Source organism: Streptomyces sp. NPDC104371, assembly GCF_055583785.1.
Genome location: NZ_JBVJNF010000002.1, coordinates 849,865 through 866,075, shown reverse-complemented (window position 1 = coordinate 866,075; position 16,211 = coordinate 849,865). Strand labels below are relative to the sequence as shown.

Annotated in this window: 16 protein-coding genes; 10 read left to right on the top strand and 6 right to left on the bottom strand. The window is 71.1% G+C overall.

All coding sequences use genetic code 11. The features are described 5' to 3' along the window. The first annotated feature begins 121 nt into the window (after nt 1-121). The 6 genes from ACZ60T_RS09725 to ACZ60T_RS09700 all read left to right on the top strand — a co-directional run bounded on the left by ACZ60T_RS09725 (nt 122) and on the right by ACZ60T_RS09700 (nt 7,249). On the top strand, nt 122-1,183 hold the full coding sequence (locus ACZ60T_RS09725; RefSeq protein ID WP_365621315.1) for a BMP family lipoprotein: 1,062 nt from the start codon (nt 122-124) through the stop codon (nt 1,181-1,183). A gap of 214 nt (nt 1,184-1,397) precedes the next feature. After that, nucleotides 1,398-3,041 (top strand): ABC transporter ATP-binding protein, encoded by a 1,644-nt coding sequence (locus tag ACZ60T_RS09720; RefSeq protein ID WP_469665571.1) that lies wholly within the window; start codon nt 1,398-1,400, stop codon nt 3,039-3,041. Continuing rightward, nucleotides 3,038-4,186: an ABC transporter permease gene (locus ACZ60T_RS09715; RefSeq protein WP_365621318.1), complete on the top strand. Its 1,149-nt coding sequence runs from the start codon at nt 3,038-3,040 to the stop codon at nt 4,184-4,186. The genes ACZ60T_RS09720 and ACZ60T_RS09715 overlap by 4 nt, the downstream gene beginning before the upstream one ends. After that, nucleotides 4,183-5,475: an ABC transporter permease gene (locus ACZ60T_RS09710; protein ID WP_469665440.1), complete on the top strand. Its 1,293-nt coding sequence runs from the start codon at nt 4,183-4,185 to the stop codon at nt 5,473-5,475. The genes ACZ60T_RS09715 and ACZ60T_RS09710 overlap by 4 nt, the downstream gene beginning before the upstream one ends. A 14-nt stretch (nt 5,476-5,489) precedes the next feature. Continuing rightward, nucleotides 5,490-5,870 carry a cytidine deaminase gene (locus ACZ60T_RS09705; RefSeq protein WP_365623021.1) on the top strand — a complete coding sequence of 127 codons (381 nt, stop codon included), beginning with the start codon at nt 5,490-5,492 and terminating at the stop codon, nt 5,868-5,870. Between the two features lie 101 nt (nt 5,871-5,971). After that, nucleotides 5,972-7,249: a thymidine phosphorylase gene (locus ACZ60T_RS09700; RefSeq protein ID WP_469665439.1), complete on the top strand. Its 1,278-nt coding sequence runs from the start codon at nt 5,972-5,974 to the stop codon at nt 7,247-7,249. A 97-nt stretch (nt 7,250-7,346) separates the two neighbouring features. Here ACZ60T_RS09700 and ACZ60T_RS09695 read toward each other — a convergent pair whose 3' ends face one another. After that, nucleotides 7,347-8,267: an AEC family transporter gene (locus ACZ60T_RS09695; protein ID WP_469665438.1), complete on the bottom strand. Its 921-nt coding sequence runs from the start codon at nt 8,265-8,267 to the stop codon at nt 7,347-7,349. 25 nt (nt 8,268-8,292) lie between these two features. Between ACZ60T_RS09695 and ACZ60T_RS09690 the strand changes: the two genes are divergently transcribed. Then, the gene (locus ACZ60T_RS09690; RefSeq protein WP_365621333.1) at nt 8,293-8,679 is read left to right on the top strand and encodes an STAS domain-containing protein; all 387 of its coding nucleotides are present in this window, start codon (nt 8,293-8,295) and stop codon (nt 8,677-8,679) included. Here the strand turns inward: ACZ60T_RS09690 and ACZ60T_RS09685 are convergent. The 3 genes from ACZ60T_RS09685 to ACZ60T_RS09675 all read right to left on the bottom strand — a co-directional run bounded on the left by ACZ60T_RS09685 (nt 8,563) and on the right by ACZ60T_RS09675 (nt 12,177). After that, the gene (locus tag ACZ60T_RS09685) at nt 8,563-9,579 is read right to left on the bottom strand and encodes a sigma-70 family RNA polymerase sigma factor (RefSeq protein ID WP_469665437.1); all 1,017 of its coding nucleotides are present in this window, start codon (nt 9,577-9,579) and stop codon (nt 8,563-8,565) included. The two genes, ACZ60T_RS09690 and ACZ60T_RS09685, sit on opposite strands and share 117 nt — an antisense overlap. A 106-nt stretch (nt 9,580-9,685) precedes the next feature. Then, complete coding sequence (gene dnaN / locus ACZ60T_RS09680) at nt 9,686-10,819, bottom strand: DNA polymerase III subunit beta (RefSeq protein WP_469665436.1); 1,134 nt, start codon at nt 10,817-10,819, stop codon at nt 9,686-9,688. A 92-nt stretch (nt 10,820-10,911) separates the two neighbouring features. Next, complete coding sequence (locus ACZ60T_RS09675) at nt 10,912-12,177, bottom strand: MFS transporter (RefSeq protein WP_469665435.1); 1,266 nt, start codon at nt 12,175-12,177, stop codon at nt 10,912-10,914. A gap of 62 nt (nt 12,178-12,239) precedes the next feature. On the opposite strand from ACZ60T_RS09675, the gene ACZ60T_RS09670 reads away from it, so the two are divergent. Further along, nucleotides 12,240-13,193 carry a LysR family transcriptional regulator gene (locus ACZ60T_RS09670; RefSeq protein ID WP_365621345.1) on the top strand — a complete coding sequence of 318 codons (954 nt, stop codon included), beginning with the start codon at nt 12,240-12,242 and terminating at the stop codon, nt 13,191-13,193. A 19-nt stretch (nt 13,194-13,212) separates the two neighbouring features. Here the strand turns inward: ACZ60T_RS09670 and ACZ60T_RS09665 are convergent, their stop codons facing one another. After that, complete coding sequence (locus tag ACZ60T_RS09665) at nt 13,213-13,974, bottom strand: dienelactone hydrolase family protein (RefSeq protein WP_469665434.1); 762 nt, start codon at nt 13,972-13,974, stop codon at nt 13,213-13,215. Nucleotides 13,975-14,233: 259 nt separating this feature from the next. On the opposite strand from ACZ60T_RS09665, the gene ACZ60T_RS09660 reads away from it, so the two are divergent. Next, nucleotides 14,234-15,388, top strand: coding sequence for an adenosine deaminase (locus ACZ60T_RS09660; protein ID WP_365621351.1), 1,155 nt, complete (start codon nt 14,234-14,236; stop codon nt 15,386-15,388). A 129-nt stretch (nt 15,389-15,517) separates the two neighbouring features. Then, nucleotides 15,518-15,868, top strand: a complete 351-nt coding sequence (locus tag ACZ60T_RS09655; protein WP_469665433.1) for an ATP-binding protein — start codon at nt 15,518-15,520, stop codon at nt 15,866-15,868. A gap of 86 nt (nt 15,869-15,954) precedes the next feature. Here the strand turns inward: ACZ60T_RS09655 and ACZ60T_RS09650 are convergent, their stop codons facing one another. Then, nucleotides 15,955-16,164 carry a PspC domain-containing protein gene (locus ACZ60T_RS09650; protein ID WP_365621357.1) on the bottom strand — a complete coding sequence of 70 codons (210 nt, stop codon included), beginning with the start codon at nt 16,162-16,164 and terminating at the stop codon, nt 15,955-15,957. Between the last annotated feature and the right edge of the window lie 47 nt (nt 16,165-16,211).

The window sequence follows — 16,211 nt, the reverse complement described above, 5'->3', positions numbered from 1 at the left end:
CCTGTTCGCGTCAATCCGATAACGGCTTCCGAAGAGGGCTTTATCTGGCATCTACGCGCGTTACGATGCGGCGAAAACCAGCGCCAGAAGTGGCGCTTCGGTCAGGTCGAAGGAGCCCCCCTTGCGCCGGGTAGCCAAGATTTCTGCCGCGTGTCTCGCCACCGCGGCGCTCGCGCTTTCCGCCACCGCGTGTGGCAGTACGTCGTCCGAGAAGGACTCCGAGTCGGGCAAGTCGTCCGGCTCGGACAAGAACGGTGTCAAGATCGGTCTCGCCTTTGACGTCGGCGGCCGTGGCGACCACTCCTTCAACGACTCCGCCGCGCGCGGTGCCGACAAGGCCAAGACCGAGTTCGGCGGCTCCCTCAAGGAGCTGACCGCGAAGACCTCGGACACCGAGGCCGACCGCGAGCAGCGTCTCTCGGACCTCGCCGACGCGGGCTACAACCCGATCATCGGTGTCGGCTACGCCTACGCGAACTCCATGACCAAGGTCGCGGCGAAGTACCCGAAGACCACCTTCGGCATCGTCGACTCCGTGGTGAACGCGAAGAACACCGACAGCATCGTCTTCACCGAGGAGCAGGGCTCCTACCTGGCCGGTGTCGCCGCCGCCCTGAAGTCGAAGAGCCACCACGTCGGCTTCATCGGCGGCGTGGACGTCCCGCTCATCAAGAAGTTCGAGGCGGGCTTCGTCCAGGGTGTCCAGGACACCGACAAGAAGATCAAGATCGAGCGCCAGTACCTGAGCCACGGCTCGGACACCTCCGGCTTCGCCTCCCCCGACAAGGGCAAGGAAGCCGCGCAGGGCATGCTCGACAAGGGCGCCGACGTCATATACACCGCCGCCGGTTCCTCCGGTAACGGTGCGATCGAGGCCGTCAGCGGCAAGAAGGGCGCCTGGGCCATCGGCGTCGACTCGGACCAGTACAACATCCCGGGTCTGGCCAAGTACAAGAACTCGATCCTGACCTCGGTCGTCAAGAACGTCGACGTCGGCGTCTACGACCTGATCAAGTCCGTCAAGGACGGCAAGCCGCTGACCGGCACCAACAGCTACTCCCTCGCCGAGAAGGGCGTCACGCTCGCCACCAGCGGTGGCTTCATCGACGACCTCAAGGCCAAGCTGGACGCCGCCCAGAAGGACATCGTCGACGGCAAGACCAAGGTCAAGACGACCCCGTGACCCGCGGCGGTCGCGGGACGGCGCACGGGATCGTGCGGACCCTTCCGTGACCTGACGGTCCCGGCGGACCACGGCTCGGTGAGAGGGGCGGCGCCCGCCCCCTCACCGAGCCATAACAATGTGTCAACTCTACGCGTGTAGCATCGAGTTGCCGCGCTAGCGTCGCCGACGCCCGCCCTCCCCCGAAGCCCCTTTCCCCCGAGGAGAGTGCGCCATCAACGCGTCCAGCCCTCCCGCTGCCGTCGAACTGCGCGGCATCACCAAGCGCTTCCCCGGCGTTGTCGCCAACCGCGACATCGACATCACCGTCCGCAAGGGCACCGTGCACGCCCTCTGCGGTGAGAACGGTGCCGGCAAGTCCACGCTGATGAAGATCCTCTACGGCATGCAGAAGCCGGACGAGGGCACCATCACCGTCGACGGTGAGCAGGTCTCGTTCCACAACCCCGCCGACGCCATCGCGTGCGGCATCGGCATGGTGCACCAGCACTTCATGCTCGCCGACAACCTCACCGTCCTCGAGAACGTCGTCCTCGGCGCGGAGAAGCTGTACGGCATCGGTGCCAAGGCCCGCAAGAAGATCAACGAGATCTCGGACGCGTACGGCCTCAACGTGCGGCCCGACGCGCTCGTCGAGCAACTCGGCGTCGCCGACCGCCAGCGCGTGGAGATCCTCAAGGTCCTCTACCGCGGCGCCCGCACCCTCATCCTCGACGAGCCCACCGCGGTCCTCGTGCCGCAGGAGGTCGACGCGCTCTTCGACAACCTGCGCGGGCTCAAGTCCGAGGGCCTCACGGTCATCTTCATCTCGCACAAGCTGGGCGAGGTGCTGCACGTCGCCGACGAGATCACCGTCATCCGGCGTGGCACCACCGTCGGCAACGCCGACCCGAAGACCACCACCACCAAGCAGCTCGCCGAGCTGATGGTCGGCAGCGAACTGCCCTCGCCGGAGACCCGTGAGTCGACGGTGACGGACGTCCCGATGCTGACGGTCAAGGGCCTGCGCGTCGCCGAGACCGGTGCGACCCCCGTACCGAAGGTGTCCGCCGCGCGGATGGTGTCGCCCAAGGACACCTACGTCGACGAAGGCGCGGAGGCCGGCCGACTGCTGCTGGACGACGTCGACTTCACGATCCACAAGGGCGAGGTCCTCGGGATCGCCGGTGTCGAGGGCAACGGCCAGACCGAGCTGATCGAAGTGCTCATGGGTATGACCACGCCGGACGCCGGTGTGATCACTCTGGACGGTGCGGACATCACGAAGGCGCCGGTCCGCAGGCGCCGTGAGGGCGGCATCGGGTACATCCCCGAGGACCGGCACCGGCACGGCCTGCTGCTGGAGTCCCCGCTGTGGGAGAACCGCATCCTCGGCCATGTCACCGAGCGGCCCAACTCCAAGGGCGGCCTGATCGACATCAAGGCCGCGCGCGCCGACACCGAGCGCATCGTGCGCGAGTACGACGTGCGCACCCCCGGTATCGACGTGACCGCCGCGTCCCTGTCCGGCGGCAACCAGCAGAAGCTGATCGTCGGCCGCGAGATGAGCCACCACCCCAAGCTGCTCATCGCCGCCCACCCCACGCGTGGCGTGGACGTCGGCGCGCAGGCGCAGATCTGGGACCAGATCCGCGAGGCCCGCCGCGACGGCCTGGCGGTGCTGCTGATATCCGCCGACCTGGACGAGCTGATCGGGCTCTCCGACACCCTGCGGGTGATGTTCCGCGGCCGTCTGGTCGCCGACGCCGACCCCGCCACCATCACCCCCGAGGAGCTGGGCTCCGCCATGACGGGTGCGGCCACCGGCCGCCTGGAGCGCCCCACGGACCCGGAGCAGGTAGAGGACGCCGCCGAATGAACAAGCTGACCTCACGGATCGACAAGGAGCGCCTGCTCCTGGGCATAGCGGCGCCGCTGCTCGCGGTCGTCGCCGCGCTGGTCGTCACCGCCCTGGTGATCCTCAGCACCGGCAAGGACCCGTTCGCCGCCTTCAGCGACATGATCACGTACGGCTCCGCCAGTGACAGCCAGGTCTACATCCTGAACAAGGCGACCACGTACTACCTCGCGGGCGTCGCGGTGGCCATCGGCTTCCGGATGAACCTGTTCAACATCGGTGTGGACGGCCAGTACCGGCTCGCCGCGTTCATCGCGGCTGTCCTCGGCGGGGCGCTGACCCTGCCCGGGTTCATCGCCATCCCGCTGATCATCCTGTGCGCGATGGGCGTCGGCGCCCTGTGGGCGGCCATCGCGGGCATCCTCAAGGTGACCCGCGGCGTCAGCGAGGTCATCGCGACCATCATGCTGAACTCCATCGCCACGGCGGTCATCGGCTACTTCCTCCAGCCCGAGCGGCTCGGCGAGCTGCAGCAGGGCGGCACCCTCGTCTCCACGAAGCCGCTGCCGGAGGGCTCCTGGTTCTTCACCGTCGACGCGGGCCCGGCGGGCACGGTGTGGGGCTTCTTCGTGGTCGCCGTGATCGTCGGCCTCGCCTACTGGTTCGTGCTCGGCCGTACCCGCTTCGGCTTCGACCTGCGCACCGTCGGCCAGTCCGAGAGCGCGGCGTCGGCGAGCGGCGTCAGCGTCAAGCGGATGGTCGCCACCAGCATGCTCATCTCGGGCGCGGTGGCCGGTCTGATCGGCATGCCGACCCTGCTGAACGACAGCCACCAGTTCGACAACAGCTTCCCGGTCGGTATCGGCTTCACCGGCATCGCGATCGCGCTGCTCGGCCGCAACCACCCGGTCGGCATCGCGCTGGGCGCCCTGCTCTGGGGCTATCTGGAGCGCACCACGAACCACCTGGAGATGCAGGGGTACGACAAGGAGATCCTGGGCGTCATCCAGGGCGTCATCGTGCTGTGCGTCGTCATCGCCTACGAGGTCGTACGCCGCTACGGCCTCATGCGTCAGCAGCACCGCGTCGGCGCGGAACTCGCGGCGCAGGCCGCCGCCCCGGCCCCGGCCGTCGCTTCGACCGAGAACCAGGAGGTGGCGAAGTGACTGCCACGATGACCGACACGCCGCCTCCCGCGGCGGCCAAGGCGAGCGGCGCGCGGCAGCCCAAGGGCTCCCGCTTCTCGCTCGCCCAGATCCTGCTGATCATCATGGGCGCGCTGATCCTCGTCGCCGCCATCCGTGTCATCACGGGCGCCGACCAGCTCACCTCCGGCGGCCAGATCAGCGCCGCGCTCGGGCTCGCCGTGCCGATCGGTCTCGCCGGTCTCGCGGGTCTGTGGTCCGAGCGGGCCGGTGTGGTCAACATCGGCCTCGAGGGCATGATGATCCTCGGCACCTTCGGCGCGGGCTGGCTCGGCTGGCAGACCAACCCCTGGCTCGGTCTGCTCTGCGGTATCGGCTTCGGTGTCCTCGGCGGTCTGGTGCACGCCGTCGCCACCATCACCTTCGGCGTCGACCACATCGTCTCCGGTGTCGCCGTCAACCTGCTCGCGCTCGGCGCGACCCAGTACCTCGCCAAGCTCTTCTTCGCGGACGGCACGCCCGCGACCAAGGGCGGCAACCCCAAGCAGTCCCCGCCCGTCGACAGCCTGCCCGATGTCACCGTGCCGGGGCTGTCCGACGGACTCTCCTCGATCGAGAAGCACCACTGGTTCTTCGTCTCCGACCTCGCCGGCATCCTCGGCGGCCTGGTCACCAATGTCTCCGTGGTGACCCTCCTCGCCCTGGTGCTGTTCGTCGGGAGCTGGTGGCTCCTGTGGCGCACGGCGTTCGGCCTGCGGCTGCGCTCCTGCGGTGAGAACCCGACCGCCGCGGAGTCGCTCGGCGTCAACGTCTACTCGTACAAGTACGCGGCCGTCGCCGTCTCCGGCGGTCTCGCCGGGCTCGGCGGTGCCTTCCTCGCGCTGGTCACCTCGCACACCTATCTGGAAGGCCAGACGGGCGGGCGCGGCTACATCGGTCTCGCGGCGATGATCTTCGGTAACTGGCGGCCCGGCGGAGTGGCCATGGGCGCGGGCCTGTTCGGCTTCTCCGACGCGCTCCAGTTGCGCAACGGCGGCGAGACCGTGCACGCGCTGCTGCTCCTGCTCTTCGTGTTGCTGGCGCTGCTCGCCCTGTGGAAGCTGTATCGCAAGGCGCTGTGGCAGGGCGCGATCACCGCGGGCATCGCCGTACTGATCCTGGTCTGGTACCTGCTGACGAAGGAGGTGCCCGGCGACTTCGTGGGCGCCACCCCCTACGTCGTCACGCTGCTGGTGCTGTCGCTCTCGGCGCAGCGCCTGCGGATGCCCAAGGCGGACGGCATGCGCTACCGGAAGGGACAGGGCAAGTGACCTCCAGCGAGCCCATGGTCTGGAAGCCGCTGCGCGAGGCGGCCCGAGAGGCGATGTCCCGGGCGTACGTCCCGTACTCCGGCTACCCGGTCGGTGCGGCGGCGCTGGTCGAGGACGGCCGTACGGTCACCGGCTGCAACGTCGAGAACGCCTCGTACGGTCTCGGGCTGTGCGCCGAGTGCGGTCTGGTCTCGGCGCTGCAACTGAGCGGTGGCGGGCGGCTGACGCACTTCACCTGCGTCGACGGCGAGGGCGCGGTGCTGGTGCCGTGCGGTCGCTGCCGCCAGTTGCTGTACGAATTCGGCGGTCCGGAGCTGCTGTTGGAGACCCCGGCGGGCGTTCTGACGCTGTCGGAGATGCTCCCGCAGGCGTTCGGTCCCGACCATCTGAAGTAGCCTCGCGGCCCCTCCACTTGTGTGCGAGGGGCCGCTTCGCACGCTGTCTCTATGCGCGTAGAGTCCCGTACGTACGTGCAGAACCTGCCGGAAGGAATGCCATGGACGCCATCTCCGTCATCCGTACCAAGCGGGACCGCGGTGAGCTGAGCGACGAGCAGATCGACTGGGTCGTCGACGCCTACACCCGGGGCGAGGTCGCCGACGAGCAGATGTCCGCGCTGGCCATGGCGATCCTGCTGAACGGCATGAACCGGCGCGAGATCGCCCGCTGGACCGCCGCCATGATCGCCTCGGGCGAGCGGATGGACTTCTCGTCGCTGTCCCGCCCGACGGCCGACAAGCACTCCACGGGCGGTGTCGGCGACAAGATCACGCTGCCGCTCGCGCCGCTGGTCGCCGCGTGCGGCGCGGCCGTTCCGCAGTTGTCGGGCCGCGGCCTCGGCCACACCGGCGGCACGCTGGACAAGCTGGAGTCGATCCCCGGCTGGCGCGCGCTGCTGTCGAACGAGGAGATGCTGCACGTCCTCGACACCACCGGCGCGGTGGTCTGCGCGGCGGGCGACGGGCTCGCGCCCGCGGACAAGAAGCTCTACGCGCTGCGCGATGTCACGGGCACGGTGGAGGCCATCCCGCTGATCGCCTCGTCCATCATGTCCAAGAAGATCGCGGAGGGGACGGGCTCGCTGGTCCTCGATGTGAAGGTGGGCAGCGGCGCCTTCATGAAGACGATCGAGAACGCGCGGGAACTGGCCTCCACGATGGTCGGCCTGGGCACGGACCACGGCGTGAAGACGGTCGCGCTGCTCACGGACATGGCGACGCCGCTCGGCCTGACCGCGGGCAACGCGCTGGAGGTCCGCGAGTCGGTGGAGGTCCTGGCGGGCGGCGGCCCGGCGGACGTGGTCGAGCTGACCCTGGCCCTCGCGCGCGAGATGCTGGACGCGGCCGGACTGAAGGACGCGGACCCGGCCAAGGCCCTCGCCGACGGCTCGGCCATGGACGTGTGGCGCCGCATGATCTCCGCCCAGGGCGGGGACCCGGACGCGTCGCTGCCCACCTCCCGCGAGCAGCACGTGATCACCGCGCCGTCGTCGGGTGTCCTGACCCGGCTGGACGCCTACGACATCGGCGTCGCCGCCTGGCGCCTCGGCGCGGGCCGCGCCCGCAAGGAGGACCCGGTGCAGGCGGCGGCGGGCGTCGAGATGCACGCCAAGCCGGGCGACACGGTGACGGCGGGCCAGCCCCTGCTCACCCTGCACACGGACACCCCCGAGCGCTTCACGTACGCCCTGGAGTCGCTCGAAGGTTCGTACGACATCGCGGCCCCGGGCACGGACTTCACGGCGTCGCCGGTGGTCCTGGAACGCATCGCCTGACCAGGCACTTCCCCTTTCGGGCGAACGGGACCGGTGGACTGCCACCGGTCCCGTTCGGCGCTCAACCCGGCATCGGCGGATTCCCCCTCGGCCGCCCTCACCCCAGCCACGCCGCCACCCCCACCAACACCGGTACCGACAGCAGTGTCGACAGCAGGATCGACTGTTGGGCCAGGGACTCGCCTACCCGGTAGCGGCTGGCGTAGGTGAAGAGGTTCTGGGCTGCGGGGAGGGCCGAGGTGACCACCACGTCGAGCAGGCGGGCGCCGTGCAGGTCGAACGCCGTTGTTGCCAGGGCCCAGGCCGCCAGGGGCTGGCCCAGTGACTTCAGGGCGACCGAGAGCAGGACCAGCGGGCGGTCGTCGCCCCGGCCAGGGGTGCCGCTGCCGTGCAGGGCGATGCCGAAGGCCAGCAGGACGGCCGGGACGGACATGTCGGCGATCAGGGTGAGGGGCTCCATGACCGGGCCGGGGACACGCACACCGCTCGCCGAGACCAGGACCCCGCTCAGCGCGCCCACCGCGATCGGGTTGCGCAGGGGGGTCAACACCCGCTGCCACAGGGGGAGTCGGTCGCCCGTGCCCGAGAGGTCGAGGACCGTCAGGGCGATGGGGGAGACCACGATCTGCTGGAACAGCAGGACCGGCGCCACCAGCGAGGCATCGCCGAGGACGTACGCGGCGATCGGGATACCGAGATTGCCGGAGTTGACGTAGCCGGAGCACAGCGCGCCGATCGTCGTGCGGCCCACGCCCCAGCGGCGGACGGCGCCGACCACCACGAAGACGCCCCCGGCCGCCGCCGTGCTCAGCGCCGTCACCAGCAGGCGGCTGGAGAAGACCACCGACAGATCGGCCCGCGCCAGCGTGGTGAACAGCAGGGCGGGGGTCGCCACCTGGAAGGCCAGCCGGGTCAGCACCTCGCCGCCCTGGCCGCCGAGTGAGCCGCGCCGCCCGAGGACATAGCCGACGCCGATCACGACCGCGATCACCGCGAACCCGGTCAACACCCCCTGCACGCGGCCTCCCTCGCCTCCGATTCCGATGAGTTACGCCCGACGCGCCGGTCTAGGGACCGTGGAGACCACAACACCCGCCGTGCTCGTACTCACCGGACCCGTCACCCGGGAGGAGGTGCCCAGGCGGTGCGACGACGTGCGCGGGCTGCTGCGAGCGAGCCGGGCCGGGGCCGTGGTGTGCGATGTGGGCGGGCTGGGACCGCCCTGCCTGGGCGCCGTCGAACTGCTGGCGAGGATGCGGCTCACCGCGCGGCGGGCCGGGGGCCGCATCCTGCTGCGCGGCCCCGACCCCGGGCTACTCGCCCTGCTGGACCTCGTCGGCCTCCGTTTCGAACTGGAGGGGCAGGCCGAACAGCGGGAACCACCGCTGGGTGTCGAGGAAGCAGTGGAGCCCGGTGATCCTGCTCCCTGAGGTCTCCAGGGCCTGGATCGCCCACGCCGTGAGACCGCCCGTCTCCGGATCCGGCTTGTACTGCGCGAAGCCCGGCAGGCCGTTGACCTCCACGGGCAGCAGACGCGAGCCCGCGCAGGCGGAACCGAGCGTGGTCATGAACCCCGTGATGTCCGGCGTGCCACGCAGCCACAGGTCGAACGGCGGCATCGTCATCACCGCGTCCTCGTGCAGCAGCGCCGTCAGCGCCGTCATGTCGTACCCCTCGAAGGCCGCCACATAGCGCTCAAGGAGCCCCCGCTGCTCCTCGTCCAGGACGTCGGACACGGCGGCGTCGGCGCCCTGCTCGCTCCGCTCGGCCAGCGTCGCGCGGGCCCGCTGGAGCGCACTGTTGACCGACGCGACCGACGTGCCGAGCAACTCGGCGACCTCGCTCGCCTTCCACGCCAGCACCTCGCGCAGGATGAGCACCGCCCGCTGCTTGGGCGGCAGTTGCTGCAAGGCGGCCATGAACGCGAGCCGCACCGACTCCTTCGCCACCGCGGCCTCCGCCGGGTCGCCCACCGTCGGCAGCACGCGCGCGTCCGGCATCGGCTCCAGCCACGTGTGGTCCGGGCGGGGGGCGAGAGCCGCCTGGGCCAGCGGCGTGGCGTCCGTCAGATCCATCGGGCGGGCCCGCTTGTTGCCCGCGTTCAGCATGTCCAGGCAGACGTTGGTCGCGATCCGGTACAGCCAGGAGCGCAGGGAGGAGCGGCCCTCGAACTTCTCATAGTTCCGCCAGGCCCGGACCATCGTGTCCTGCACCGCGTCCTCGGCCTCGAAGGACGACCCGAGCATCCGGTAGCAGTACCCCGTCAGCTCGGTCCGGTGCTTCTCCAGCCGGACATCGAGGTCCTCCACCGCCGCCGTACCGTCACTCATGGTCCACCCACCCCTGTGGCCGTACTCGCTCGCGCCTGGCGCCCCAGCACTTCGGAACCTACAACAGCCCACTGACAACGGCCCCCGAAGCAGAGGAACGCCCAGGTCAGCCCAACTGCCGTACGGACATGAGCAGATGCTGGTGGACCGGGCGCGCCCCGCCGTCACCGTCCGTCTCGGACCCCAGCCCGGTGAGCAGCGCACGCTGGCCCACCCCCAGCAGTTCCATCCGCACCCGCGGCGCGTCGAAGGAGCCCAACGCGTCCAGCAGATACGCCGGATTGAACGCCACGGACGCCTCCTCCGCGCCGCTCAGCGTGGCGGGCAGGCGCTGCGCGGCGACGTCGTCCCCGTAGCCCGCCCCCAGCAGCACGGACCCGTCCGCCGAGAAGTCCAGCCGCACCGGGTTGCTGGCCTCCGCCACCACCGCGACCCGTCGCGCCGCCTCCACCAGGTCCTCGCACGCCACCTCGGCGACCGTGGCTCCCGTCATGTCGAACAGCGAGCCGTAGCGCGGCAGTCGCCCCTCCAGCAGCCGCACCGTCGCCCGTATGTCGCCCCCGGCGAAGCCGATCAGACCCCCGTCGAGCCCGATACGCACCCGCCCGGAGCGCGACAACGACCGTGCCACGTCGAGCAGTCGGCGCGCGGGCAGCAGCGCCTCCACCGGGCCGTCACCGGCGGCGGCCTCCGGCTTCCACTCCAGCCGCCGTACGGCATACCGGTAGCGGTCCGACGCGGCCAGCGTCATCGTCCCGCCGTCCAGGGTCAGTTGGACCCCGGTCAGCGCGGGCAGCGTGTCGTCGCGGCCCGCGGCGACGGCGACCTGGCCGACCGCGGTCGCGAACGCGGCGGCGTCCACGCTCGCGTACGGCCGCGGCGCCGTCGGCAGCGTCGGGTACTCCTCCCGCGGCAGCGTCGAGAGCCCGAAGCGCGTACCGCCCGCCTCCACCGTGAACCGGCTGCCCTCCAGGGCACAACTGACCGGCCCGGCGGGCAGGACCCGGCAGATGTCCAGCAGCCTGCGCCCGAGGACGATCACCTGTCCGCCGACCGTCGTCTCCGCCTCGGTCTCGACGCACGCCGCCGTCTCCAGGTCGAACCCCGAGACGCTCAGCCACCCGTCGGCCGCCTCCAGCAGCAGCCCGCCCAGCACCGGCACGGTCGTCCGCGCGGGCAGCACACGGGCCGCCCACCCCACGGCCTCCGTGAGATCGCCACGGTCGATCCGGAACTGCATGTACGAAACCCCCTGCTCGGCCCAGTCGTTCGGGCGGACGCTATACGCGACCACTGACAACAGGCGCCGACCAGGGGGAACGTCGCTTTGGATCAGGCCGTCGCGAGGCACCGCTCGGCTCGTGCCGCCCTCGACCCCAGCACCGTGATCGTCACGACGCCGGCCACCGCCAGCAGACCCATGCCGACCGTCCCGTCCCAGCCGGAGGCGTGGAAGGCGACCGCGCCGAGCGTGCTGCCCGCGCTGGAGCCGATGTAGTACGACGACTGGTACAGGGCGGCGGCCTGGGCGCGGCCCCGCTTCGCCGTGTGGCTGACCGCCGACGACGCGACCGCGTGGCCCGCGAAGAAGCCCGCCGTGATCAGGACCAGACCGAGCAGCACCAGCGGCAGCACGGGCACCAGGGAGAGCAGCAGGCCCGCCGTCGTCGTACCGCCCGCGAGGTAGAGCGCGCCGCGGCGGCCCAGCCGGCCCACCAGCCGCCCGGCGGTCGACGCCGACACCGTGCCCACCAGATACACCAGGAAGATCGAGCCGATGATGCCCTGCGGCAGGGAGAACGGCGCCTCGGTGAGGCGGTAGCCGATCACCGTGTAGACCCCGCCGAACACCATCATGAACAGCGCGCCGATCGCGTACAGCCTGCGCAGCAGCGGATCGGAGAGATGGTCGCGGACCGAGCGGGCGAGCACGCGCGGGCGCAGCGAGCCCGGCTCGAAGTGCCTCGGCGCCGGCAGCAGGAGGCGGAAGGCCACCGCGCAGCCGACCGCGATCACCCCGACGGTGCCCACGGCCACCCGCCAGCCCCACTCCTGCGCGACCCAGCCGGTGATGATCCGGCCGCTCATCCCGCCGACGCTGTTGCCCGCCACGAACAGGCCGATCGCCGTGATCAGGGCCCGCGGGCTGACCTCCTCCGCCAGATACGCGGTCGCCGACGCGGGCAGTCCCGCGAGGGCCGCGCCCTGTACCGCCCGCAGCGCGATCAGCGCGCCCAGCGTCGGGGCGAAGGGGACCAGCAGACCGACGGTCACCGCGACCGCCAGCGACGCCGTCATCAGCGTGCGCCGTCCGAAGCGCTCGGACAGGGCGCTCATGGGGAGGACGAACAGGGCCAGCGCGCCCGTCGCGCCCGACACCGTCCAGCTCGCCGCGCTCGCCGAGGCCCCGAAGTCATGGGAGACGAGCGGCAGCAGGGCCTGCGTGGAGTAGAGGAGGGCGAAGGTCGCGACCCCCGCCAGGAACAGGGCGAGGCTCATCCGGCGGTAACCGGGGCCGCCCGGGGTCATACGGGAGTCGACGGCGGGGACGGGGTCGGCGCCCACGGGAGTGGACGCCTTGGTATCAGCGGCAGGCATGCTTCGAACGTACGGACCCGCCGCTCATGCGTCCAATGCACAGAATCCGCATAATCATTCCCATGGTGCATCAGCAGAGGCCAGCGGCTCGCCTGTCACCGTCCGGTGACACAGAAGACATCGTCGCGCTCCTCGCGCCACGCCTGGCGTACTTCGCCGGAGTGGCCCGGACCGAGCACGTCACGCGTGCCGCGCAGGAGATGCAGGTCCCGCAGTCCACGCTGTCCCGCGCGCTCGTCCGGCTCGAAGAGGACCTGGGCGTCGAGCTGTTCGCCCGCCGGGGCCGTACGGTCGCGCTCACCCCGGTCGGCCGGACGTTCCTCGCCGCCGTCGAGCGCGCCCTCGCGGAGATCGAGCGGGCCGCCGAGGAGGCACGCGCGGACACCGACCCGGCCGCCGGGAAGGTCGCCTTCGGCTTCCTGCACACGATGGGCGCCGAGACCGTGCCCTCGCTGATCCACGCCTTCCGCGCCGACCACCCGCGCGTGCGCTTCAGCCTCGTGCAGAACTACGGCGAGGCGATGCTCGAACGCCTGCGCGCGGGCGAGTTGGACCTGTGCCTGACCTCCCCGGTGCCCGACGCCCCCGGCCTGGTCGCCCGCCGTATCGACGAGCAGAAGCTGCGACTCGTGGTCCCCGCCGACCACCGGCTCGCGGGCCGCAAGCGCATCCGTCTCGCCGAGGCCGCCGAGGAGGCCTTCGTGACCCTCGAACCCGGCTACGGACTACGGCGCATCACCGACGACCTGTGCCGCCAGGCCGGGTTCGCCCCTCGGGTCGCCTTCGAGGGCGAGGAGGCGGAGACGCTGCGCGGGCTGGTCGCGGCGGGGCTCGGCGTGGCGCTGCTGCCGCCGCCCGCGGTGCCGCGCCCCGGCGTCGTGGAGCTGACGGTCACCGCGCCGCGGGCGGTGCGGGAGATCGGGGTGGCGTGGCTGGAGGGACATGTCGACACCCCGCCGGTCGCGGCGTTCAAGAAGTTCCTGCTGTCGCGGAGGGGACGGCTGCTGCCGGGCTGACGAAGGGGATCCGGGGTCCTCACTTCTTGAGCGTCCGCCCGAACCCCGCCGCGAGCGGCATCCGCAGCCCCAGCGGCGGCGGGGCCGCGAGGGCGTCCTCCACCGGCCGGGCGAAGGCCCGCCCGAACAGCGCGCCCAGCACGAAGTTCTCGGCCAGCGCGTGCACTTCGGACCGGTAGTGGCGCAGCCCGTGCCCGTCGGAGTGCACCTCGAAGCGGCAGATGTCGCGGTTCGCCTTCTTCGCGCGCGCCGCGAGCCGGAACGACAGCTCCGGGTCCGCCCGGGTGTCGCTGGTGCCGTGGACGATCATCACCCGTCGCCCGACGAGCTGCTTGACCGGTTCGAGCGTCGCCGTCCTGCCGTCCTCGGGCAGCCAGGGCGCGAGCGCCAGCACCGAGGTGACGGCCGTGTGCCCGGCCGCGCGCAGCGCCGCCCGGCCGCCCATGGCGAGGCCGACGAGACAGACCGGTACGTCCCCGTAGCGCCGTACGACCTCGTCCGCAGCCCAGGTGGCGTCCTGCGCCAGATGTGCCTCGGCGTCGTTCCACCCCCGGTAGCGGTAGTGCACCGCGTGGCTGACGAGACCGTCGCGGTGCCCCGCGCGCGCGAGACGGCGGCCGAGCCCGCGCACGGGGGCGGTCGCCGTCCAGGGGGACGGGCCGCGCGTGGAGGCCTCCTCGCCGCCCGGCAGCAGCAGCACCGCGCCGCTCACCGCCCTCGGCTCCGGACCGAGCGCTCTGCCCAGCCGGGCTCTGCGAACCGGCGTCGCTTGCTGTGCCATCAGTCTCCTAGTGAGGGACCACCGGCGTCGGCCGGTGGGGGAATGCTTCCCTGGCCTGTCGTACGGGAGCGGACGTACTGGTGCGGACGTGCTGGACGGCCCCACCGGAGCGGACGTACGGGAGCGGAGTCGTCCAGAACAGTGTCAGAAGCGACAGTGTCAGAAGCGCTCGGGTACGGAACCGTCCGGTGGATCACCTTTGGATATCGACACAACCCCCTGTCTGAACATCTACGCGCGTAGGGGCTAGGGTGCGAAAATGACGAGTCAGCACCAGAACACCCCGAACCGGGATCAGATCCTCCGGGCACCCAAGGTCCTGCTGCACGACCATCTGGACGGCGGCCTGCGCCCCGCCACGATCGTCGAACTCGCGCGGCAGACCGGCTACACGCAACTCCCCGAGACCGACCCGGAGAAGCTCGGCATCTGGTTCCGGGAGGCCGCCGACTCCGGCTCCCTGGAGCGGTATCTGGAGACCTTCTCCCACACCGTCGGCGTGATGCAGACCCGCGAGGCGCTCGTGCGCGTGGCGGCCGAGTGCGCGGAGGACCTCGCCGCGGACGGCGTCGTCTACGCCGAGGTGCGCTACGCGCCCGAGCAGCACCTCGAGGGCGGGCTCACCCTCGAAGAGGTCGTCGAGGCGGTCAACGAGGGCTTCCGGGAAGGCGAGCGGCGCGCGCGGGCGAACGGCCACCGCATCCGCGTGGGCGCTCTGCTCACCGCCATGCGGCACGCGGCCCGCGCCCTGGAGATCGCCGAACTCGCCAACCGCTACCGGGACCTCGGGGTCGTCGGCTTCGACATCGCCGGTGCCGAGGCCGGTTACCCTCCCACCCGGCACCTCGACGCGTTCGAGTACCTCAAGCGCGAGAACAACCACTTCACCATCCACGCGGGCGAGGCCTTCGGGCTGCCCTCGATCTGGCAGGCCCTGCAGTGGTGCGGCGCCGACCGGCTCGGGCACGGGGTGCGCATCATCGACGACATCCAGGTGGCCGAGGACGGCTCGGTGCGGCTCGGGCGCCTGGCCTCGTACGTACGGGACAAGCGGATCCCGCTGGAGATGTGCCCCAGCTCCAACCTCCAGACCGGCGCCGCCGCCTCGTACGCCGACCACCCCATCGGGCTGCTGCGGCGGCTGCACTTCCGGGCCACGGTCAACACCGACAACCGGCTGATGTCCGGCACCAGCATGACCCAGGAGTTCGTGCACCTGGTCGACGCCTTCGGCTACACGTTCGACGACCTTCAGTGGTTCACCGTCAATGCGATGAAGTCGGCGTTCATTCCTTTCGATGAACGACTGGCGATGATCAATGACGTCATCAAGCCCGGTTACGCCGAGCTGAAGTCCGCATGGCTGTTCCAGCAGACCGCTTCGACCAGCGGTTCTGTGGGCTCCGAGGGCTGAGAAGCACCCTGTCCGTGGCGGCCTGGAGCGTGGTGTCCGGCCGCCACGAGGTGTTTGCGGCCCCCGCCCCGGGGTGTCTACGGTCTTGGACCGCTCAGCTCCCCGTCATCGGATCCAAGGACGCATCGCATGAAGCAGTCTGCTGCCAAGACCCTCGGTGTCGCCGCTCTCGGTGCCGCCTTCGCCGCCGCGGGCGCGGGCGTCGCGAGCGCCGCCCCGGCCGCGCCGCCCGCCGCAGGGCCGGTCAACGCCACCCAGGCGCTGCCGACGGGCAAGCTCACCCAGTCGCTGCCGGGCGCCGGTGAGGCGCTCGGCCAGGGGCAGCGGGCGCTCGGCATGGCGCTGACCGCTACTCAGCCCGCCACCCAGCGAGTTCTCGCCGACGGCCCGGCCGCGCCGGTGACCGGCCTGCTCGGCGGCCTGCCCGTCAAGGGGCTGCCGACGCACGGCCTGCCGGTGAACGGCATCCCGGTCGGCTGAGGCCACCCGCTCGTACGACATGCCGATGGGCGCCCCGATCCGGGGCGCCCATCGGCATGTCGGCAGGTCGGGACGCGGACGAGGCGTCACCAGCGCAGGCTGTCCGCCGCCGCGCGCTCCTCCGACGGGAACAGCATCCACAGCGCCAGATAGAGCAGGCACTGCGGGCCGGGCAGCAGACAGGACACCAGGAAGATCACGCGCATCGTCGTCGCGGAGGTGCCGAAGCGCCGTGCCAGCGCTGCGCACACTCCGCCGATCATCCGTCCGTGCGTGGGGCGGGCAAGTGCGGCCATGGGAGGGCTCCTTCGCGAACCGTAGCGTGAACTCGACATCGTCCACG